The organism is Halomonas sp. SS10-MC5 (genome assembly GCF_015992245.1).
Classification (GTDB): Bacteria; Pseudomonadota; Gammaproteobacteria; order Pseudomonadales; family Halomonadaceae; genus Halomonas; species Halomonas sulfidoxydans.
Window position 1 is genome coordinate 3,471,156 of record NZ_CP065435.1, and the last position, 20,250, is coordinate 3,491,405.

Annotated in this window: 19 protein-coding genes; 3 read left to right on the forward strand and 16 right to left on the reverse strand. The window is 67.9% G+C overall.

Features of this window, described 5'->3' with window-relative positions:
* Positions 1-90: 90 nt before the first annotated feature.
* From I4484_RS16115 to I4484_RS16160, 10 genes are all read right to left on the reverse strand, one after another.
* Complete coding sequence (locus tag I4484_RS16115) at positions 91-1,830, reverse strand: NahK/ErcS family hybrid sensor histidine kinase/response regulator (protein ID WP_197448249.1); 1,740 nt, start codon at positions 1,828-1,830, stop codon at positions 91-93.
* 16 nt (positions 1,831-1,846) lie between these two features.
* Positions 1,847-3,010 carry an alcohol dehydrogenase-like regulatory protein ErcA gene (gene ercA, locus I4484_RS16120; RefSeq protein ID WP_197448250.1) on the reverse strand — a complete coding sequence of 388 codons (1,164 nt, stop codon included), beginning with the start codon at positions 3,008-3,010 and terminating at the stop codon, positions 1,847-1,849.
* Between the two features lie 114 nt (positions 3,011-3,124).
* Positions 3,125-4,276 (reverse strand): pyrroloquinoline quinone biosynthesis protein PqqE, encoded by a 1,152-nt coding sequence (gene pqqE / locus I4484_RS16125; RefSeq protein ID WP_197448251.1) that lies wholly within the window; start codon positions 4,274-4,276, stop codon positions 3,125-3,127.
* The gene (gene pqqD, locus I4484_RS16130; RefSeq protein WP_197448252.1) at positions 4,269-4,544 is read right to left on the reverse strand and encodes a pyrroloquinoline quinone biosynthesis peptide chaperone PqqD; all 276 of its coding nucleotides are present in this window, start codon (positions 4,542-4,544) and stop codon (positions 4,269-4,271) included. Before pqqD ends, pqqE begins: the two co-directional genes overlap by 8 nt.
* Positions 4,541-5,308, reverse strand: coding sequence for a pyrroloquinoline-quinone synthase PqqC (gene pqqC / locus I4484_RS16135; protein ID WP_197448253.1), 768 nt, complete (start codon positions 5,306-5,308; stop codon positions 4,541-4,543). The genes pqqD and pqqC overlap by 4 nt, the downstream gene beginning before the upstream one ends.
* A 70-nt stretch (positions 5,309-5,378) precedes the next feature.
* Positions 5,379-6,308: a pyrroloquinoline quinone biosynthesis protein PqqB gene (pqqB, locus tag I4484_RS16140; RefSeq protein WP_197448254.1), complete on the reverse strand. Its 930-nt coding sequence runs from the start codon at positions 6,306-6,308 to the stop codon at positions 5,379-5,381.
* 69 nt (positions 6,309-6,377) lie between these two features.
* Positions 6,378-6,449 carry a pyrroloquinoline quinone precursor peptide PqqA gene (gene pqqA / locus I4484_RS16145; protein ID WP_010627037.1) on the reverse strand — a complete coding sequence of 24 codons (72 nt, stop codon included), beginning with the start codon at positions 6,447-6,449 and terminating at the stop codon, positions 6,378-6,380.
* 212 nt (positions 6,450-6,661) lie between these two features.
* Positions 6,662-8,845, reverse strand: a complete 2,184-nt coding sequence (locus tag I4484_RS16150; protein ID WP_197448255.1) for an ATP-binding protein — start codon at positions 8,843-8,845, stop codon at positions 6,662-6,664.
* A 27-nt stretch (positions 8,846-8,872) separates the two neighbouring features.
* Positions 8,873-9,394: a molybdopterin-dependent oxidoreductase gene (locus tag I4484_RS16155; protein ID WP_197448256.1), complete on the reverse strand. Its 522-nt coding sequence runs from the start codon at positions 9,392-9,394 to the stop codon at positions 8,873-8,875.
* Between the two features lie 115 nt (positions 9,395-9,509).
* Positions 9,510-10,322 (reverse strand): DUF2189 domain-containing protein, encoded by an 813-nt coding sequence (locus tag I4484_RS16160; protein WP_197448257.1) that lies wholly within the window; start codon positions 10,320-10,322, stop codon positions 9,510-9,512.
* Between the two features lie 233 nt (positions 10,323-10,555).
* Here I4484_RS16160 and I4484_RS16165 point away from each other — a divergent pair, with 233 nt between their 5' ends.
* The gene (locus tag I4484_RS16165) at positions 10,556-10,930 is read left to right on the forward strand and encodes a c-type cytochrome (RefSeq protein WP_197448258.1); all 375 of its coding nucleotides are present in this window, start codon (positions 10,556-10,558) and stop codon (positions 10,928-10,930) included.
* Positions 10,931-10,940: 10 nt separating this feature from the next.
* Positions 10,941-12,257, forward strand: coding sequence for an NAD(P)/FAD-dependent oxidoreductase (locus tag I4484_RS16170; RefSeq protein ID WP_197448259.1), 1,317 nt, complete (start codon positions 10,941-10,943; stop codon positions 12,255-12,257).
* A gap of 14 nt (positions 12,258-12,271) precedes the next feature.
* Here the strand turns inward: I4484_RS16170 and I4484_RS16175 are convergent, their stop codons facing one another.
* The 3 genes from I4484_RS16175 to I4484_RS16185 all read right to left on the reverse strand — a co-directional run bounded on the left by I4484_RS16175 (position 12,272) and on the right by I4484_RS16185 (position 16,442).
* A complete protein-coding gene (locus I4484_RS16175; RefSeq protein WP_197448260.1) occupies positions 12,272-12,700 on the reverse strand; it encodes a universal stress protein in 429 nt (142 codons plus the stop codon).
* A 12-nt stretch (positions 12,701-12,712) separates the two neighbouring features.
* Positions 12,713-15,310 carry a TRAP transporter permease gene (locus I4484_RS16180; RefSeq protein ID WP_234283698.1) on the reverse strand — a complete coding sequence of 866 codons (2,598 nt, stop codon included), beginning with the start codon at positions 15,308-15,310 and terminating at the stop codon, positions 12,713-12,715.
* A gap of 151 nt (positions 15,311-15,461) precedes the next feature.
* A complete protein-coding gene (locus I4484_RS16185) occupies positions 15,462-16,442 on the reverse strand; it encodes a TAXI family TRAP transporter solute-binding subunit (RefSeq protein WP_197448261.1) in 981 nt (326 codons plus the stop codon).
* Between the two features lie 311 nt (positions 16,443-16,753).
* Here I4484_RS16185 and I4484_RS16190 point away from each other — a divergent pair, with 311 nt between their 5' ends.
* Positions 16,754-17,269, forward strand: a complete 516-nt coding sequence (locus I4484_RS16190; protein WP_197448262.1) for a macro domain-containing protein — start codon at positions 16,754-16,756, stop codon at positions 17,267-17,269.
* Here I4484_RS16190 and I4484_RS16195 read toward each other — a convergent pair.
* The 3 genes from I4484_RS16195 to I4484_RS16205 all read right to left on the reverse strand — a co-directional run bounded on the left by I4484_RS16195 (position 17,266) and on the right by I4484_RS16205 (position 20,121).
* Positions 17,266-18,570 (reverse strand): TRAP transporter large permease, encoded by a 1,305-nt coding sequence (locus I4484_RS16195; RefSeq protein WP_197448263.1) that lies wholly within the window; start codon positions 18,568-18,570, stop codon positions 17,266-17,268. The genes I4484_RS16190 and I4484_RS16195 overlap by 4 nt on opposite strands.
* Positions 18,560-19,039, reverse strand: a complete 480-nt coding sequence (locus I4484_RS16200; RefSeq protein ID WP_197448264.1) for a TRAP transporter small permease — start codon at positions 19,037-19,039, stop codon at positions 18,560-18,562. Before I4484_RS16200 ends, I4484_RS16195 begins: the two co-directional genes overlap by 11 nt.
* 71 nt (positions 19,040-19,110) lie before the next feature.
* Positions 19,111-20,121, reverse strand: coding sequence for a DctP family TRAP transporter solute-binding subunit (locus tag I4484_RS16205; protein ID WP_197448265.1), 1,011 nt, complete (start codon positions 20,119-20,121; stop codon positions 19,111-19,113).
* Between the last annotated feature and the right edge of the window lie 129 nt (positions 20,122-20,250).

Consider the following 20,250-nt stretch of genomic DNA (forward strand, 5'->3'; position numbering starts at 1 on the left):
TGCCTCATGGGTGGGAAGGACGGCTGGCCTTGGTGGGTGGTACCGAAGCCTTACGCCCCGCTACCGAAGCAGGACATCGGCCCAGCGGCCCTACTCCTCGCCGGTGCTGGAGAGCAACTGGCTGAGCACGGCGCGCAGCTTGCCCGGGCGCAGCGGCTTGTTCAGGTACGGCAGGCGAGCCGCGCGCAGGCGCTGCAGCCAGGCGTCGCTGCGCTCGGCGGTGATGATGACCGCCGGCAGTTGCGGGCGGCCCCAGTGCTCGCGAAGCCACCGCACCAGCTCGTCGCCGGTCAGCCCTTCGTCCAGATGCAGGTCCACCAGCAGGAGGTCCGGTGGCGGCGGCGAGGCGGCGAGCGCCTCCTCGGCATCCAGCGCCAGCATGCAGGTCATGCCCCAGCCGCCGAGCAGGTCCTGCATGCTGGCCAGGATGCTCGGCTCGTTGTCGATCACCAGCACTCGATAGCCACTCAGGCCGGCCTCGGACAGCGCAGGGGGGGCCGCCAGGCGCGGCTGGCGGCCCGAGGGCCCCAGCGGCACCCGTACCGCGAAGCAGGAGCCACGCCCGGGCCAGGAGCGCACCGTCACTTCGTGCTCGAGCCGCGCGACGATGCGCTCGACGATGGCCAGGCCCAGCCCCACCCCCTTGCGGTCGCGGGCGTGGCGCGCCCCGACCTGGTGAAATTCGCGGAAGATCGCCCCGAGCTGATCCGCGGGGATGCCCGAGCCGCTGTCCCACACCTCGATCCAGAGCGCCTCGCCGCGGCGACGTGTGCCCAGCAGCACCCCACCCTGGCGCGTATAGCGGCAGGCGTTGGCGAGCAGGTTGCGCAGTACCCGGGCCAGCAGCCGGTAGTCGCTGACGACCCAGGCGTCGGTAACGCAGTGCCGGAACGCAAGGCCCTGGCTGTCGGCCAGCGAGGAGAATTCCGCCGCCAGCGACTCGGTCAAGTCGCGCAGGGCGAAGGGCTCGAGCTGCGGCTCGACCCGGTCCTGGTCGAGACGGGCGATGTCCAGCAGGTCGGTGAGCAGCTCCTCGGCGCCCTCCAGCGACAGGTGGATACGCTGCGCCAGGTCCTGGACCTCGCCCGCCAGGCGGCGCTCGAGCAGGGTGGCCACCAGCAGCCGCGCGGCGTTCATCGGCTGCAGCAGGTCGTGGCTGGCGGCGGCCAGGTAGCGATCCTTGCTGCGGTTGGCCTGCTCCGCGGCGTCGCGCGCCTCGCGCAGCTCGGCCTCGATGCGCCGGCGTTCGGCGATCTCCTGGCGCAGTTCGTCGTTGAGGCGCTCGAGCTCGCGGGTGCGATCCTGGACACGCGCCTCGAGCTGCTCGTTGAGCTGCTCGAGACGGCGCCGCGCCTGCTCACGCTCGGTGATGTCGGCGACGAAGGCCTCCATCACCACCTCCTCGTCCGAGGTTGGCTTCTGCACCACCGTCATCGCCACCGGCACGCTGCGCCCGCCGCCGCCGCGCAGGTGGGTGGTGTAGCCGACGAGCCGGCCTTCGGCGAGCAGGCGCCGCTGCACCTCGCAGGCATCCGCGGGATCGGCGAACAGGGCCGCCAGGGTGGTGCAGCGGGCCAGGGTGGCGGCCACGTCATCGTCGCCCAGCATGCTCGCGAGCGCGGGATTGGCGGCCCGCAGCCCGCCGCTCAGCGACGCCTGGAAGATACCGTGCAGGGCATTCTCGAACAGCCACTTGTAGCGGTTGCGCTCGGCCTCGAGTTCGGCCATGCGCGCCGTCAGTTCGGGGTAGTAGCTCTTGCGCGCCGACTGGCTGCCCAGGCCGATCAGCTCGCTGACCGAGAGCCCATCGGGGTCGGAGGGTTTCTTCACAAGGCCTCCCAGGGCGCTAGAGTGCCTCTTCGTAGACCACCGCCACGTCGCGCAGGCAGGAGCGCCGCGGGTTGGTCAGGATGCAGGGATCCTCCACGGCGTGTTCGGCCAGAAACGGCACGTCGCTGCTGCGCACGCCGGCGCCGCCCAGCGTTCCGGCGAGGCCCACGGCCCGCTTGAGCTCGACCAGGTGGGCGAGAAGCCGCTGCTTGACCATGTTCTGCGACAGCCCGCGGCAGTCGATGCCGAGCGTCTGCGCCACCCGCGTGAAGCGCTCCGGGGCGGCCTCGAAGTTGAAGGCGACCACGTGCTCGAGGAGCATCGAGTTGCACAGCCCGTGGGGCAGGTCGAGAAAGCCGCCCAGGCTGTGCGACATGGCGTGCACCGCGCCGAGGATGGCGTTGGAGAAGGCCAGCCCCGCCTGCATGCTGCCCAGCATGACCTGGGCGCGCAGCTCGCCATCGTGGGGGTTGTCGACCAGCGCCACCAGGTTGGCGTTGATCAGCCGCATCGCCTCCAGCGCGTGGCTGTCGGTCAGCGGCCCGCTACCGGTGGAGACAAAGGCCTCGATGGCGTGCACCAGCGCATCGACCCCGGTGCAGGCGGTGAGGAACGGATCCATGGTCAGCGTGACCTGAGGGTCGATCAGCGAGACGTCGGGCACCACCGACTTGCTGATGATCGAGAACTTCATGCGCCGCTGGGGATCGGAGATGATCGCGAACTGGGAGACGTCGGCCGAGGTGCCCGCCGTCGAGGGAATGAAGATCAGCGGCGGGATCGGCACGCGAATGGTGTCGACGCCTTCGAAGTCGAGAATGTGGCCGTCGTGGGCCACCACGATGCCGATGCCCTTGGCGCAGTCCATTGGACTACCGCCGCCCACCGCGACGATGGCATCGCAGCCGTAGTCGCGGTAGACCGCAGCCCCCGCCATGACCTCCTCGGCCCGCGGGTTCGGCGACACCTGCAGAAAGCGGTGACAGGGAATGCCGCAGGCGGCCAGGTCGGCCTCGACCTCGGCGACCCAGCCGGCGGCCAGCACCCCCGGGTCGGAGACCAGCAGGATGCGGTGCGCCCCGAAGGTCTGGGCGTAGTTGGCGACGGCGTGACGGGAGCCGTCGCCGAAGATGATCTCGGGGGCCACGAACTTGCGTAACTGGGCGATGCTGCTCGACATGGCGCCCGTACCTCGTTGTCGTTGTCATGGGTGTCATCGCTGAGAGTACCCGATGCCACCGGCGGCTTCCCTACACCCATGGTCTCAACGTCTCGCACCGCGGGCAGCCACTGCTCACCGGCGGCAGAACACCCGTGACTCGTGCACGTTGCGCGGGGTCAGGCCGGTAACGGAGCGCTCGCCGGCCTCGGCCTGATGGCGGGCGGCCTCGATCAGGTGGTGCTCCGGCGACAGCGAACAGACCGGGTCGGTGGCGGCGGCGTCACCGGTGAGCAGGTAGGCCTGGCAGCGGCAGCCGCCGACGTCCCGGTGGCGCTCGTCGCAGCGGCGGCACGGCTCGCGCATCCAGCCATCGCCGCGGTAGCGGTTGAAGGCCTCGCTGTCGTACCAGATCTCGCGCAGCGGCCGCTCGCGCACGTTGGGAAAGGTCATCGGCAGTATCCGTGCGCTGTGGCACGGCAGCACCGCGCCGTCGGGCGCCACGGTCATGAAGATCGCCCCCCAGCCGCCCATGCACGCCTTGGGACGGTCGTTGTAGTAGTCGGGCACCACGAACAGCAGGCGCATGTCGCGCCCCTGCGCCGCCAGCCGCTCGCGCCAGCGCGCGGTGGTGGCCTCGGCCGTTTCGAGCTGCTCGCGGCTCGGCAGCAGCCCCTCGCGATTGAGCTGCGCCCAGCCGTACATCTGGCAGTTGGCCAGCTCCACGGCGTCGGCACCCAGCTCGTCGCACAGGGCGATGATGGCGTCGAGCTCGTCGATGTTGTGACGATGCAGCACCACGTTGAGCACCATCGGGTAACCGGCGGCCTTGACCGCGCGGGCCATGGCGAGTTTCCTGGCGTGGGCCTTGGGCGAGCCGGCCACCGCCGCGGCGACGTCCGGGTCGGAGGCCTGCAGGCTGATCTGGATATGGTCAAGGCCGGCCGCGTGCAGCGCCGCGATGCGCGCCTCGTCGAGCCCCAGCCCGGAGGTGATCAGGTTGGTATAGAAGCCGAGCCGGCGCGCCTCGGCGACCAGGGTCTCGAGGTCCTGGCGCACCAGCGGCTCGCCGCCGGAGAAGCCCATCTGCACCGCGCCCATGGCGCGGGCCTGGGCCAGCACGTCCAGCCACTCCTCGGTGGCGAGCTCCTCCTTCACCGCGGCGAAGTCGAGCGGATTGGAGCAGTAGGCGCACTGCAGCGGGCAGCGGTAGGTCAGCTCGGCGAGCAGCCACAGCGGGGCGCCGGTGGCACCGTTGACGGCAGCGGTGTGAGTACGGTCAGTCATATTCGATCCAGCCCTGCCGCAAGGCCTCGTCGAAGAACTCGATGACGTCCTGAGCGAGCTCACCGCCCGCCCCCTCGGGGTAGCGACGGCTGAGCTCGTCGATCACCTCGGCGATATCGCGCTCACCGTCGACCAGCGAGAGAATCGCGCCGGCGCTGTCGTTGAGCTGCACCATGCCCTCGGGATAGAGCAGCACGTGGCGGCCCTGGGCCGCTTCCCACTGCAGGCGCCAGCCGCGGCGAAGCGCCGGCACCGAGCAGGCGTTCATGCCACCCCCCGATGGAACACGGCCCGATCGGTCACGCTGTGGTAGGGCGGGCGCCCGAGCTGGTAGGCCAGGGTCATGGCGTCGAGCATGCTCCACAGCACATCGAGCTTGAACTGCAGGATCTCCAGGGCGCGCTGCTGGGCGGCGGCGGTGGTGCACACCGCCAGCGCCACCTCGAGGCCATGGTCGACGTCGCGTCGGGCCTCCTTGAGGCGCTTGCGGAAGTAGCCGTAGCCGGCCTCGTCGATCCAGGGGTAGTGACCCGGCCAGGTGTCGAGCCGGCTCTGGTGCGCCTGGGGGGCGAACAGCTCGGTCAGCGACGAGATCGCCGCCTCCTGCCAGCTCGCCCGGCGTACGAAGTTGACGTAGGCGTCGACGGCGAAGCGCACGCCGGGCAGCACGTGCTCCTGGGCCCACAGTTCATCGCGGGTCAGCCCGACCGCCTCGCCCAGGGTCAGCCATGCCTCGATGCCGCCGGCGTCGTCATCGCGACCGTCGTGGTCGAGCAGGCGCTGGATCCAGCGGCGGCGGGTGGCGGCATCGGGGCAGTTGGCCAGCAGCGCGGCATCCTTCTGCGGGATCATCACCTGGTAGTAGAAGCGGTTGGCGACCCAGCCGCGGATCTGCTCCGGCGTGGCGCGCCCCTCGGCCATGTCGACCTGGTAGGGGTGATGGATATGGTAGTAGGCCCCCTTGGCCAGCAGGGCCTGGCGGAAAGCCTCGGGCGTCAGCGCAGCGGCGGTCGGTGTTTCAACGATGTTCATGGCGAGCCCCTATGTGTACTGGCTTGTTGTTATCTTCAGTTCAGCGGCGCGACGACGATGCTCCTGGCCGCTACAGGGTGAGCTGCATGCCGTCGTGGGCGACCTCGATGCCGTGCCGGTCGAGCACGGCGCGCTCGGCCGAGGTTTCGTCCAGGATCGGGTTGGTGTTGTTGATATGAATAAGGATGCGCCGCGTCGTCTCGGGCAGTGCGTCGAGCTCGGCGATCATGCCGCCCTCCCCGGCCAGGGCCAGATGCCCCATCTCGCGCCCGGTGGCGTCGGTGATGCCCAGACGCGCCATCTCGTCGTCGTGCCACAGGGTGCCATCCACCAGCACGCAGTCGGCCTCGGCCATCAGCGCCCGCGCCGCGTCGCTCGGCTCTCCCAGGCCGGGCGCGTAGAAGAGCGCGCCGCCCGTCAGCCTGTCGTGGAACAGCAGCCCCAGGTTGTCGCCGGTCGCCGGCGAACCGCGGCGGGGAGAGTAAGGTGGCGCATTGGAGCTCAGCGAGAGTGCAGTGATCTCGAGTTCGGGGCAGCTCGGCACCCGGAAGGTGCAACGCTCGCATGCGTCCGCCAGCGGAATCTCGCGCCAGGCGAGCCCACCGTTCCAGTGGCGCAGCATGGGAAACAGCGGGAAGCCGCTGGAAAGGTCATCATGCACGCGAGGCGTGCACCAGACGTCGAAGGGGCACCCTTCGCGCAGCGACAGCAGGCCGCTGACGTGATCGATCTGGGCATCCACGAGCAGCACCTCGGCGATGCCGCTGTCACGCAGGCCACGGGTCGGCCAGAGCGCCGGATGGGCGTTGAGCTGGGCGCGGATATCGGGCGAGGCGTTGCACAACAGCCAGCGCTCGCCGTCCATGCTGACGGCGATGGAGGATTGGGTCCTGGGGCTCAGGCCGACGCGCCCCTGGCGCACCCCACGGCAGTTGTCACAGTTGCAGTTCCATTGCGGAAAACCGCCGCCGGCAGCCGAGCCGAGTATGAGCACCTGCATGGCGACTCCCCCCGAATCGAACGGGGCCGTACGGCCCCGTTCATGAATGGCACGGTTCGGATAGTCCGATCAGCGGTTGGCGATGTAGAGGGTGACCTCGAAACCGAGGCGCAGGTCACGAAAGCTGGGCTTGGTCCACATGGCGTCTCTCCTGTTGGATTCCTGGGTGATTGGCAGCCGTGCCGTGGGGCGACGGCACGAACCCAGTAAAGCATTCGAGGCGCACTCGGGAGGCGCTACTTTGGAGGGAGGCCGCCTCCTTCATTGGAGCCAACCGGGAAGTCGGGCCGCGCCTCCTGACCGGTGCACGCAGGAAGCGCCGGGGCCGAAGCCCCGAGGCCGGCCCTGCCCGGCTAGCGCTCCTCCCGCCGAGCCTCGAGCCAGCCTTCCAGCGCCGCCAGGGTCACGGGGATACTGGCCAGCAGGACCTGGAGTTCGGCCGCCGCCTCGCGACGCTGCTCGGCGCGGGCAAATCGTTCCAGGCGCTGGGCGATGCCGGCCAGGCGGCGCCCGCCCAGGCTGCCCGATTCGCCCTTGATGCGATGGGCCCCCTGCTCCAACCGCGCCATGTCGTCCCTCTCCCAGGCGGCGTGAAGATTCTCGGCATGCTGCTGCAGCTGCTCGCGATGCACGGCCAACAGGGTGGCGAGCGCCTCCGCCCCCAGCGTTTCCTGCAGTTCGACGAGCACGTCCTCATCCACGATGCCGTCCGGCGAGCCCTCGGCCGGCGCCGGGTCCGATGTGCCGGGCAGTGCTCTCCCCGACAAGCCATGCCGGAGCGAGGCCGCCAACTCGTCGCGCCGCAGCGGCTTCACCAGGTAGTCGGTCATGCCGGCCATCAGGCAGCGTTCGCGCTCGGCGCCCGGCCCGCCTGCGGTCATGGCCACGATCGGCACCCTGGCGCACCAGCCGCCGGCCGCGCGCAAGCGTCGAGTGGTTTCCAGGCCGTCCATGCCCGGCATCTGCACGTCCATGAAGATCAGGTCGAAAGTCTCGCTGGCGGCCAGTTCCAGCGCTCGGCTGCCGCTCTCCACCACGCTGACGTGGCAGCCGTGGCGTTCGAGCAGGGCCACCGCCACCTGCTGGTTCACCGGGTCGTCCTCCACCAGCAGCACCCTGACGCCCACCGCCGGCTCCAACTTTGCCGGCTCGGGCGTTTCCGGCTCATGCTCGCCGTGGGACGGCTCCAGCGGCAGCTCGATCCAAAAACGGCTGCCCCGGCCGGGATGGCTATCCACGCCAATGGCGCCGCCCATGGCCTCGGCCAGGCGCCGGCAGATGGCGAGCCCGAGCCCGGTCCCGCCGTAGCGCCTGGCCGTCGAAGCATCGCCTTGACGAAAGGGTTCGAAGAGCCAGGCCAGCTTGTCTTCCGGGATGCCCGGACCGGTATCGCAGACCGCCAGGTTCAGTCGCCCCTGCGCACTCAGCGTCGCCTCGACACGCACTTCGCCCTGCTCGGTGAACTTGATGGCATTGGAGAGAAGGTTGAGCAGCACCTGGCGCAATCGGGTCGGGTCCCCCATGAGCGACTCGGGCAGGACCGGCGATATCTGCGTCACCAACGCCAGGCCTTTGCCCCGGGCGCGCGGTGCGAAGAGTTCGCAGGCGTCGTCGATCAGCGCAGCCAGGCGGAACGGACGCCGCTCGAGTTCCAGCTTGCCCGACTCGATCTTGGAGAAGTCGAGGATGTCGTTGATCAGTTCCAGCAGGCGCGCCGCGCTGACGTGCAGGGTTCGGGCATACTCGCGGGACTGGGCGTCGATCGGCTGATCGAGGAGCAGGTCGCTCATGCCGATGACGCCGTTGAGCGGCGTGCGAATCTCGTGGCTGACCGTGGCCAGGAACTCCGATTTCGACTGGCTGGCGGCTTCGGCCCGGCGGGCAGTGAACTGGAGCTTGCGGCTCAGCGATTCCAGCGAGCGACGTGCCTCGGCATTGTCACGCGCCTCGCGCACCAGAAAGACGATCACCAGCATGGCGGCCAGGCTCATGGCCAGGATCAGCGCCAGCAACAGGGCATAGAGGGTCTGCAGCACCTTGCGATCATGGGTCGCCGACTCGGCCAGGTGGCCGTTGACGGCGATGATCAGCTGCTCGGTCAGCCCCCCCACGCGCTCCAGGCGGTCGGCCAATACCCAGCGCTCCCCCTCTTCCAGCTGGGCGATCTCCTGGAGCAGGCGATCCAGGTCGTCAATGAGCACGATCAGGTCGGACAGCAGCCGGTCGGCCAGGGACACCTGGGCGAGGGCGCGACTGATGTCGCCGCGCTGCAGCAGATTGACGCGACTGTAGATCAGTTCGAAGCGCAGTCTCAGCGCCTCCAGGGAGCTTACATTGGCCGTGTGCAACGCCAGGTCGCTGCGCAGCTGGGTGATGTCGCGGTCGAGCTTGTAGGCGTGCCAGGCCGCGTCTTCGATCACGCTCTGGTGGAGCTGCTCCTGACGCCAGGCGGTCAGCCCCACCACCACCAGGGCGGCGGTGAAGAACATCAGGGCCGCCGCCGCCCCCAGCTTCAGTCGTAGCGGGTAGCGCAGCATGCGGCGATGCCTCGCGTCGGATCGGGGTTAGGGGACATGGACGCTGCCCACATGCCATACCGAACGGTGGCGAATGGTTTCGTTGAGCAACTCCGGATGCTCGTCGAAGGGATAGAGGACGAACATCGGCCCCAGGTCACGTACGGCAATGGGCTCCCCGTCGCGTTCGAGGGCCAGGATGACGTCATAGGCATGAAAGTCGGCGACCGGCACCTCGGATTCGTACTCGTTCAGCGCCCGGATCCGCACATGGTCGCTGCGGGTGCCGGCCGCCTCCAGCAGGGCGCGCAGCAGTGGCCCCTCGAAGCGGCCGACGCCCTCGGTCCAGGGGGTGCTCGTCTCGATCACACCCTGGGGGAGGGACTTCAGCATCGCGCGATCAAGATGCAGCTCCTCACCGACGTTGGGGTGCTCGATATCGCCCACCACCCTGAGCAGCACGTCGCCCTGCGGGGGTGGCAACGGCTCCGCCATCAGCGGCAAGGCAACGCTGGACAGGAGAAACAAGCTGACGGTCAAGACGGCGCGACCAGGCCACAATGAAGACATCGAGGGGCTTCCGTGTTTTTGCAAAGCCCCAAGCCTACGCGAATCGCCGAAGAAGTTCAGGTCGAACGACTGGCTAACCAACGGCAGGGGGCCGCGCCCCCTGCCGGGCCCGTCGTCACGCCTCCCCGTCCTTCTGTTCGCAGCGCACCAGGTCCTCGTAGGCGTGCCAGCTGGCATGCCCCAGCACCGGCAGGATCAGCGCCAGACCGATGTAGAAGGTCAGCACTCCCACCAGCACGCACGCGGTCAGGATGACGGCCCACAGCAGCATCGGCCGGAAGTTGCGCGCCACGGCACGCACGCTGGCTTCGATGCCCTCCATGAAGGTCAGGTCCTGGTCCATCAGGGTCGGGATGGCCACCACGCTGATGGAGAAGGCGCCGAAGGCCAGCACGGCCCCCACTGCGGTGCCCACCGCTATCAGGCCAAGCCCGTCCGGGGTGGTCAGCAGGGAGGCGTAGAGTTCGACCGCCCCAGGCGCCTCGAAGCCGAAGAAGAGCGCGAACAGCAGCGTGGCCAGGCGGATCCAGGCGAGAAAGAAGATCATCATCATCACGCCCATCATCGCCAGTTGCCCCGCGTGCGGGCGCCAGGCGCCGAAGGCGTCGCCCAGGTGCGGCGCGCGCCCCTCCTCGAGGGCACGGCTGATGCCATAGGAGCCGACCGCCACCAGCGGCCCGAGGAACATGAAGCCCGCCACCAGTGGCAGCAGCCAGTGCCACAGGTCGAGTAAGACGGCACCTGCCGTGATGGCAATACTCAGGCCGACCCAGAACATGCCGTAGGCGAGGCTGACCGCCGCGGCCTGACGGAAGTCCTCGAAGCCGGCCGACAGCCAGGCCTTGGGCCTGTCCATGCCGATCGGGTTGATGATGATCTTGACGTTGGGAGTGGAGGGCTGTCCGGCACTTCTTGTGGCTGCATTCATTGTCGTACCCCGTTTGGTCGCCATGAGAAGGACGATGCGAGCGTTTTTCCGGCCGGGAGGTCCGGATGACGTCTTGTTGTCTTCGTACTCCTCTACTGTAGTTGAGCGGGCTCAAGGCTGCCGCGCAATGTTGTCAACGCAGCGCGCAAACCAGCCTGCCCCGAGTGCGTTCGACATGAACGTGCGCTTCGCAGGCGTGGTCCAACGGGAGGAAATCCATCAGGAACTTGCCGATGAAACGGACCCTTCACGAGGCGATCGCGATGCTGCTCGGCGTGCTGCCGCTGCTGGGAAGCGCTATCCCAAGCCTTGCCGAAGACACCTTCTCCACCGAGCAGATGGCCCTCATGGCGGGCGCCTGCGCCAACTGCCACGGCACCGACGGACGACTGGCCGGCAGCGTGCCGACCATCGCCGGGAGGCCCGCCGCCGTTCTCGAAGCGCGACTGCTCGCCTTCAAGCGCGACGAGGCGAGCGATGCCACCGTCATGAACCGTATCGCCAAGGGCTTCAGCGACGAGGAACTGGCTGCCCTGGCCGGCCATTTTTCCGCCATCGACCCACAGGCCGACGAGGCCTGGGAAACCGAACAGGGAGCACAGGAGTGAGACCCACGCCATGACAAAGGATTGCCTACGTCCTGACCTCGACCGTCGCCGGTGGCTCAAGCGCCTGGGGGCCGCCTCGCTGCTGCCGCTGGTCGGCGGCGTCACGCCCTTCGCCATTGGCAACCGGCACGCCGGTCAAGTCGTGGTGGTGGGCGGAGGCTTCGGCGGCACCACCGCGGCCAAGTACCTCAAGCGAGCCAATCCAGCAATCGAAGTGATCCTGGTCACGCCCGAAGAAGTCTTTCATACCGGCCCTTTCAGCAACCTGCACCTGGGCGGGCTGCGCAGCATGGACGCCCTCGCCCATGGCTACGACGAGCTGCAGGACCGCTACGGCGTGCGCGTGATCCATGCCACCGTGGAGAGCGCCGACACCAACGCGCATCGCGTCAGGCTCTCCACCGGGCGCGAACTGGAGTACGACCGGCTGATCCTCTCCCCCGGCATCGACATGCGCTGGGACGCCCTGGAGGGCTACACCGAGGAAGCGGCCGAGAAGGCGCCCCATGCGTGGCGGGCCGGCCCCCAGACGGAACTGCTGCGCACCCAGCTGCTGGCCATGGAGGACGGTGGCACCTTCGTCATGGTCGTCCCCTCCGCCCCCTTCCGCTGCCCGTCTGCTCCCTACGAGCGCGCCAGCCTGGTGGCCAGCTACCTGACCCGCTACAAGCCGAAATCGAAGATACTGATCCTCGATGCCAAGGACGGCTTCTCCAAGCAGGCGCTGTTCATGGAGGGCTGGGAGCGACTCTATGGCGATCGCATCGAGTGGGTGGGGCGCTCCGCTGGCGGCCGCGTGACCCGGATCGATGCCGAGCGGCGCGAGGTCGAGACCGAGCTCGGCAGCGTGCAGCGGGCCGAGGTGCTCAACGTGATACCGCCGCAGAAGGCCGGCGGGATCGCCGAGCGAGCCGGCGTGACCGACGCTTCCGGTTGGGTACCGGTCAAGCCGGAGACCTTCGAGTCGCAACGGGCCGAGGACGTCTTCGTGATCGGCGATGCGGCGGCCGCCGACCCGATGCCCAAGTCGGCCTTCTGCGCCAATGCGCAGGCCAAGGTCGTGGCGGCGGCCGTTGTCGCCTCGCTGGCGTCTCGCCCGGCTCCCGAAGCGTACTGGACCAGTGCCTGCTATAGCCTGGTTGGGCCCGAGTACGGCATCTCGGAGGTCGGCGTCTATCGGGTGCGGGACGGCGCCATCGCCGAGGTCGAAGGGGCCGGCGGCCTGAGCCCGCAGGGCGCTTCCGAAGCCACCCGCGCCCTCGAGGCCGAATACGCCACCGGCTGGTACAACGCGATCTGCCAGGACACCTGGGGCACCAGGGCCTGATGTCCCGGCGCGCCTCAGCGCACGATCATCACCGACATCTTCGAGTGGTGCACGACATGTTCGGCATTCGGGCCCAGCACGTAGTCGGCGAACTTGCGCTTGTTGTGCGAGGCCATCACGATCAGGTCGACCTGGAGCTTCTTGGCCGCCTTGACGATGGCCTCCCAGGGGGAGCCATCGACGATCACCGACTGCACCTTGACGTCGTCGGGCACGTGTTCCTGGATGAAGCGGTGCTGCGCCTGCGACAGCGCCTCGTGCGCCTTCTCCGCGAAGTCGCTAGGAAAGTAGGAGCCGACCAGCGGCATGTGGTAATCCGGCAGCACCGTCACCACGTGCAGCGAGGCCCCGAAGGTGCGGCACAGGGTCAGCGCCGTGGGCAGCGCCTTGACCCAGGAGGACTCTTCGTTGAGGTCCACCGGCAGCAGTATCTTTTCGTACATCGTTCCCCCTCCTCAAGCAGCGTGGGCAGTCGTCGGCCGCTGCTGGCGCCGCCGACGCTGCAGCACTACCACCAGGCCGAACACCAGGAAGCCCGGGAGCCACATCCACTCCTTGGCCCAGCGATCCACCGGGGCCAGCACCTCGACGATCTCCTGGTCGAAATCGAAGCCGAGATCCTCGGCCGTGCTACCGAACTCGACGAAATCGACGAGGGTCCGGTCGTCCTCGGTCATCAGCTCCAGCCCCAGCCGCTCCATGCGCTCCTCGGCGGTGTCACCGCGCGGGACCGGCACCAGGACGTAGGTCGTCAGGGGATCGCCGAAGGCATCCTCGCCGGCCACCTGCACGCGCAGCTGGCTGCCGTCGTCCACGCTCGCCAGCGCCTGGGCGAAGTCCGCCGGCGGCACCGACTCGTAGGGGTCGTGGATCCGATCCATCCAGAAGCCGGGGCGGAACAGGGTGAAGGCGACCAGCAGCAGCAGCAGCGACTCGTACCAGCGGTTACGTACCAGGAAGTAGCCCTGCGTGCCGGCGGCGAAGATGAGCATGGCGATCGTCGCGATGATGAATATCACGATGCCCTGCAGCCAGCCCACCTCGATGAGCAGCAGGTCGGTATTGAAGATGAACAGGAACGGCAGCGCCGCGGTACGCAGGCTGTAGTAGAAGGCCTGAAAGCCGGTGCGCAGCGGGTCGCCACCCGAGACCGCCGCCGCCGCAAACGACGCCAGCCCCACCGGTGGCGTTACGTCGGCCATGATGCCGAAATAGAACACGAACAGATGCACCGCGATCAGCGGCACGATCAGGCCGTTCTGCTGGCCCAGCAGCACGATCACCGGCGCCATCAACGCCGACACCACGATGTAGTTGGCGGTGGTCGGCAGGCCCATGCCGAGGATCAGGCTGAGCAGCGCGGTGAGCAGCAGGATCAGCATCAGGTTGCCCATGGCCAGGACTTCGACCACGTCGGCCAGCACCAGGCCCACGCCGGTCTGCGAAACCGCCCCCACCACGATGCCGGCGGTGGCGGTGGCGATGCCGATGCCGATCATGTTGCGGGCACCGGCCACCAGGCCGTCCCACAGGTCGAGGAAGCCCTCCTTGACGTCCGCCGCGAGGCGGCTGCGGCCGCGGAACAGGGCGGTGATGGGGCGTTGGGTAAGCATGATGAAGATCATGAACACCGTGGCCCAGAAGGCCGAGAGCCCCGGCGACAGGCGTTCCACCATCAGGCACCAGACCAGCACGACCACCGGCAGGATGTAGTGCAGGCCGACCATCACCGTGGGCCGGGTCTGGGGCAGCGTGACCACCTGGGAGGTGGGGTCATCGAGCTCCAGCTCAGGGTAGAACGAGCCGAGCTTGAGCAGGCCCACGTAGACGATCGCCAGGATGACCCCGACCACCCAGGGCGTGGCCTCGCCCAGCACCGGCTTGAGCCAGCCGAGGCCATAGTAGACGCCAAACGAGAGCGCCATCAGCAACAGCAGGCCGGTCAGGAAGCCGACCGCCTTGTTGAGGAAGGGGCGTACCGGGTTGCTCGACGGCAGGCCCTGCATGTCGGCCTTGAGCGCCTCGAGGTGAACGATGTAGATCAACGCGATATAGGAGATCAGGGCCGGCAGGAAGGCATGCTTGATCACCTCCACGTAGGAGATGCCGACGTACTCCACCATCAGGAAGGCCGCGGCGCCCATGACCGGCGGCATGATCTGGCCGTTCACCGACGACGACACCTCCACCGCACCGGCCTTCTCGGCCGAGAAACCGACCCGCTTCATCATGGGGATGGTGAAGGTGCCGGTCGTCACGGTATTGGCGATGGACGAGCCCGAGATCAGGCCGGTCATGCCGGAGGCCACCACGGCCGCCTTGGCCGGCCCGCCCTTGTAGTGGCCGAGCAGCGAAAACGCCACCTTGATGAAATAGTTGCCGGCCCCGGCCTTGTCGAGCAGGGCGCCGAACAGGACGAACAGGAACACGAAGCTGGTGGAGACACCCAGGGCGATGCCGAACACACCCTGGGTGGTCAGCCACTGGTGGTTGATCAATCCGTACAGGCTGACCCCGCGGTGGGCCAGGATGCCTGGCATGTAGGGGCCGAACAGCGAGTAGACGATGAACAGCGAAGCCACGATGGCCAGCGGCGGCCCCAGCGCCCGCCGGGTCGCCTCCAGCAGCACCAGGATGCCGACCACGCCCACGATCACGTCCTGCAGGATCGGCGATCCGGGGCGGTTGGCGAGCTCGGCGTAGAACAGGAAGATGTAGGCGGCACAGAAGGCACCCACCAGGCCGAGCACCCAGTCCTGCAGAGGAATGCGGTCACGGGGCGAGCGCTTGAGCGCCGGATAGGCCATGAACGCCAGGAAGGTGGCGAAGGCCAGGTGAATCGAGCGCGCCTCGGTCGCGTTGAACACCCCGAAACGGAGCAAGAACGGTAGCGGCGAGGCGATCCAGAGCTGGAACAACGACCACGCGGCCGCGATGCCGACCAGCAGCTTGCCGGGAGCCCCCAGCGGCTTGCGCGCCCCGCTGTCACTCGAGGCCACCATGTCCTCGAGATCCACCTCGGGCTTTTGTGGATTCGTATTTTCGTTAGTCATTACCGTCGTGCCCCACGATCGCTTCGCCTCGATGATGGCCCGCTCCAAAGCATAGCCGGTCCATCCAGACGTCTGTGCCGGTCCAAACGGATGCGCGGACCCCTAGGGTCCGCGCATCTCACCAGAGGGAGTCCTTACCCCTCGATCCTACTCACTCGATCCAGCCACGCTCACGATAGTAGCGCGCAGCGCCGTCGTGCAGCGGTGCGGTCAGGCCATCGGAGATCATCTCCTCTTCGTTGAGGTTCTCGAACGCCGGATGCAGGCGCTTGAAGCGATCGAAGTTCTCGAATACCGCCTTGACGGTCTCGTAGACGATCTCTTCGTCCACCTCGGCGGAGGTCACGAAGGTGGCCGCCACGCCGAAGGTCTCGACGTCCTCGTCGTTACCACGATACAGGCCGCCGGGGATGACCGAGCGGGTGTAGTAGGGATGCTCCTCGATGAGGGCGTCGATCTCGTCGCCGGTCACCGGGACGAGGCGAGCGTCGATGGTGGTGGTGGCTTCCTGGATGGAGCCGTTGGGATGCCCTACCACGTAGACCATGGCATCGATGTTGTTGTCGGCCAGGGCCGCGGCCTGCTCGGCGGCATCGAGCTGGGAAGCCAGCGAGAAGGTATCGGTATCCCAGCCCATCGCCTCCATCACCACGTTCATGGTGTTGCGCTGGCCGGAGCCCGGGTTGCCGATGTTGACGCGCTTGCCGGGGAAGTCGGTGAAGTGCTCGATGCCGGAGTCGGCGCGCGCCACCACGGTCAGTGGCTCGCCGTGCATGGTGAAGACGGCCCGCATGTCCTCCCAGGCGCCGTCGGACTCGAAGTTGTCCTCGCCATGGTAGGCGCGGTACTGGACGTCGGACTGCACCACGCCCATGTCGAGCTCGCCGTTGCGCATGCCGTTGACGTTGGCCACGGAGCCGCCCGTGGACGGGGCGTTACAACGGATGTTGTGCTCGTCACTGCCGCGATTCACCATGCGACAGACGGACTGGCCCACCACGTAGTAGACGCCCGTCTGGCCGCCGGTACCGATGGTGATGAAGCGCTCTTGGGCCACGGCCGGGGCGGAAAACATGGCGGCACCGAGGAGGGCACCCGAAAAGGCTGCCGCGGAAAAAGCATGGCGTTTCATTAACACACCTCTTTGACGTTATTGGCTAGTCGTCATTGCTGACGAGCATGATCCCTGGGTAGCCAGGCGCTGAAGCCACTGGCTGGCGGAAACAACCGCTCCCCTCTACTTTAGCGAAAAAAACGTCGGGACGATGGGTCTTTTTCAACTGTCCTAATTTTAGTCTGGCTTTTCGTTTAGTGTGCGTTAATTCCTGATATGCATGGGCCATGAGAAGACCTAACCGCCCGAGTGGCCGCCCTGCAGCGCGCCTTGGACACCGGCGCTGGCGACCGCCACACTCAAGGCACAGCCCAAGAGGGAGAGCGCACATGACAGGGCAACTGGAGTGCTGCCAGGGCGACATCGCCCGACAGTCCGACATCGACGCCGTGGTCAATGCCGCCAACGCCGAGCTGCGCCCCGGCGGGGGCGTGGCCGGCGCTCTGCATCGGGCGGCCGGGCCACGGCTCGATCGCGCCTGTCGGCCGCTGGCGCCGATCGCACCGGGTGAGGCGGTGATCACCGAGGCCTTCGACCTGCCCAACCGCTACGTCATCCACTGCCTCGGTCCGGTGTACGGCCGCGACAGGCCGGAAGCGGAACTGCTCGCCGCCTGCTATCGCAACGCCCTCGAGCTGGCCGAACGCCACGGGCTGACCAGCATTGCCTTCCCGGCCCTGTCGGCGGGCGCCTTCGGCTATCCCCTCGAGGAGGCCGCCCGGGTCGCCCTCGCCACGGTGCACGAGACGCTGCCTCGCTGTCCCGGCATTGCAAAGGTGCGCTTCGTGCTGTTCGATGCCGGAAGCGCCGAGGTCTTTCAGCGCAGCCTGGATGCGCTGGGCTAGACGTTGTACCCCAGCGTTCTCGGCAACCACAGGGCGACCTCGGGGAACAGCGCCACCAGCGCCAAGGCGCCGGCCATGGCCAGCACGAACAGCAGCGCCCAGCCCAGGGTCTGCTCCAGGCGTATCCTGGCGATCTCGGTGGTCACCATCAGGTTGACCGCCACCGGCGGCGTGAACTGGCCGATGGCGATGTTCATCGCCAGCAGCACGCCGAACCATACCGGGTTCCAGCCGAAATGCTGCATCACCGGGATCAGGATCGGCATCATGATCAGGTAGATCGAGATGGCGTCGAGCAGCATGCCCGCCAGCAGCACCGCCAGCATGACCAGGATCAGCAGCAGTGCACCGTTGTCGGACAGGCCGATGATCCACTCCGCCAGGTGGCGGAAGGTGCCGAGCATGGTGCCGGCCCAGGCGAAGATACCCGCCAGGGCGATAATCAGCATCACCACGCCGGAGATCACCGCCGCCTCGCCGAACAGGCTCCACAGGTCGCGCCAGCCGATCTCGCGGGTCAGGAACAGCCCCACCAGAGCGCCATAGGCCACCGCCACCACGGCCGCCTCGGTGGGCGTGAACAGCCCCGAGCGCAGCCCGCCGAGGATCAGCACCGGGGCGAACAGCGCCGGCAGTGCCTGCTTGAAGGTCTCGCCCACCGCGAGGCGCTCGTCGCCCGCCGCCGAGGTGCCGCCCTCCCAGCCGTAGCGTCGCGACACCAGCAGCGCCGGCACCAGCAGCGCCAGGCCGGCGAGGATACCGGGAAAGAGCCCGGCGGCGAACAGCGCGCGCAGGTCGACGCCGGGCACCACGATCGAGTAGAGAATCAGCGCCACCGAGGGCGGGATCAGGATCGCCGTGGAGGCCGAGGCGGCGATCAACGTGGCCGAGAAGGGCTTGGGATAGCCCGCCCGGGTCATGCTCGGCAGCATCACCATGGCCACCGCGGCGGCGTCCGCCGGGCCGGAGCCGCTCATGCCGCCCATGATCATGCACACCAGCACCGCGACCAGCGCCAGGCCGCCGTGGCGCGGCCCGATCAGCGCCTGGGCGAAGCGCACCAGGCGCAGCGCCACCCCCGCGCGCTCGAAGATCAGCCCGGTCATGATGAACAGCGGGATGGCGATCAGCGGGTACTTGCCGATGCTGTTGTAGGTGTTGGTGCCGAGCGTGGCCAGCATCGCCGGCGAGAGGCCCGAGACGATGCCCACTGCCCCGGCCAGGGCCAGCGAGAAGGCCACCGGTACGCCGGCGATCAGCAGCCCGGCGAAGGCCAGGATCATCCACAGGTCAGGGCTCATCGTCGAGCCTCCCGCGCCAGCGGTCGAGGAGCTGCTGCGCCAGGCGCACCAGCATCGTGGCCGAGAGCAACGGCAGCCACACCAGGTACCACCACTGCGGCAGGCCGAGCCCCGGCGACAGCGACTCCCACTGGTACTCCTCCCAGGTCAGCTTGGCGCCGTACCAGGTGATCAAGCCCAGCACGATGGCACAGCTCAGGCCCTGGAAGAGGATCAGGGCGCGACGCGGCGCCGTCGGCAGCGCGCGTTCGAGCAGGCCGATGCGGATATGGCCGTTGCGTCGCAGCGCCACCGAAGCGCCGGTGAAGGTCAACACCACCAGCAGGAACACCGAGAACTCCTCGGTGAAGGCGAGCGACCCGCCGGTCACGTAGCGCGTCACGACATTGCCCAGGCTGATCAGCGAAATGACCGCCAGCGCCAGTGCGCCCAGCCAGCGCTCCGGCCTGGCGTCGGGGGAGAGTTTCATCGAAGCCTCGCGATAACGGGCCCGGCGTCGGCAGGCGACGCCGGGGTCAGGCTTGTTCCAGCGCGATGGAGTCAGCGCGCCTCGATGGCCTCACGCGCGGCATCGACCAGCTCCTCGCCAATACGCGGGGTCCACTTGTCATGCACGCTCTGGGTCGCGTTGACGAATGCCTGGTGCTGCTCCTCGGTGAGCTCGGTGACCTCAACGCCGCGCTCCTGGATGGCGGCCAGGCGCTCGCTCTCCTGTTCGCGGGTCATGGCGATCTCCCACTCGCCCGCCTCGATGGCGGTCTCGCGCAGGATCTCGCGCTCCTCCTCGGAGAGCGTTTCCCAGACCTGCTGGTTGACGGCGAAGATCAGCGGATCGTTCATGTAGTTCCACAGCGTCAGGTACTGTTGGCCGACCTGATCGATGCGCGCCACGTCGAACACGGAGAGCGGGTTTTCCTGGCCGTCCACGGCGCCGGTGGTCAGCGCGGGCTGGGCGTCGGTCCAGCTCATCTGGGTCGGGTCGGCGCCCAGCGCGGTGAAGGTATCCTGGAACAGCGGCGAGCCGACCACGCGGATCTTGAGGCCGTCGAGGTCGCCGGGCTCGTCGATGGGGCCGCGCGAATTGGAAAGCTGGCGGAAGCCGTTCTCGCCCCAGGCCAGCGGAATCACGCCGCGCGATTCGATGGCCTCGAAGATCATCTCGCCGGCCGCACCGCCGGTCACGGCATCCACGGCGGCCTCGTCGGGCATGAAGAACGGCAGCGAGAAGAGGTTGAGTTCGGGTACCTGCGGCGACCAGTTGATGGTCGAGCCGACGGCCATGTCGATCAGGCCCGAACGCATGGCCGAGAATTCCCGCGTCTGATCGCCGTTGACCAGCTGCGAGTTGGGGTAGACACGCAGGGTGAGCTCTCCGTCGGTGCGCTCTTCCACCAGTTCGGCCCACTTCTCGGCCGCCTGCCCCCAGGGGAATGCATCGGAAAGCACGGTGGAAATGGAGAGTTCGCGGGCCTGTGCGGAGAGCGACGCGGCCAGCACGGTGGCCCCGGCCACGGCAGCGGCGATACGGGAGATACGGCTTGCTGAGATCATGACGTGTCCTTGCAGCTGAGGCCGGTTGCGGCACGACCGGCCATGATTATCGTTCCGGCGGGCATCGACGTAAGCATCGCCGCGCCTCGACATTCTACGACGTCACGCGTTGAATGGTAGCCCGTTAAC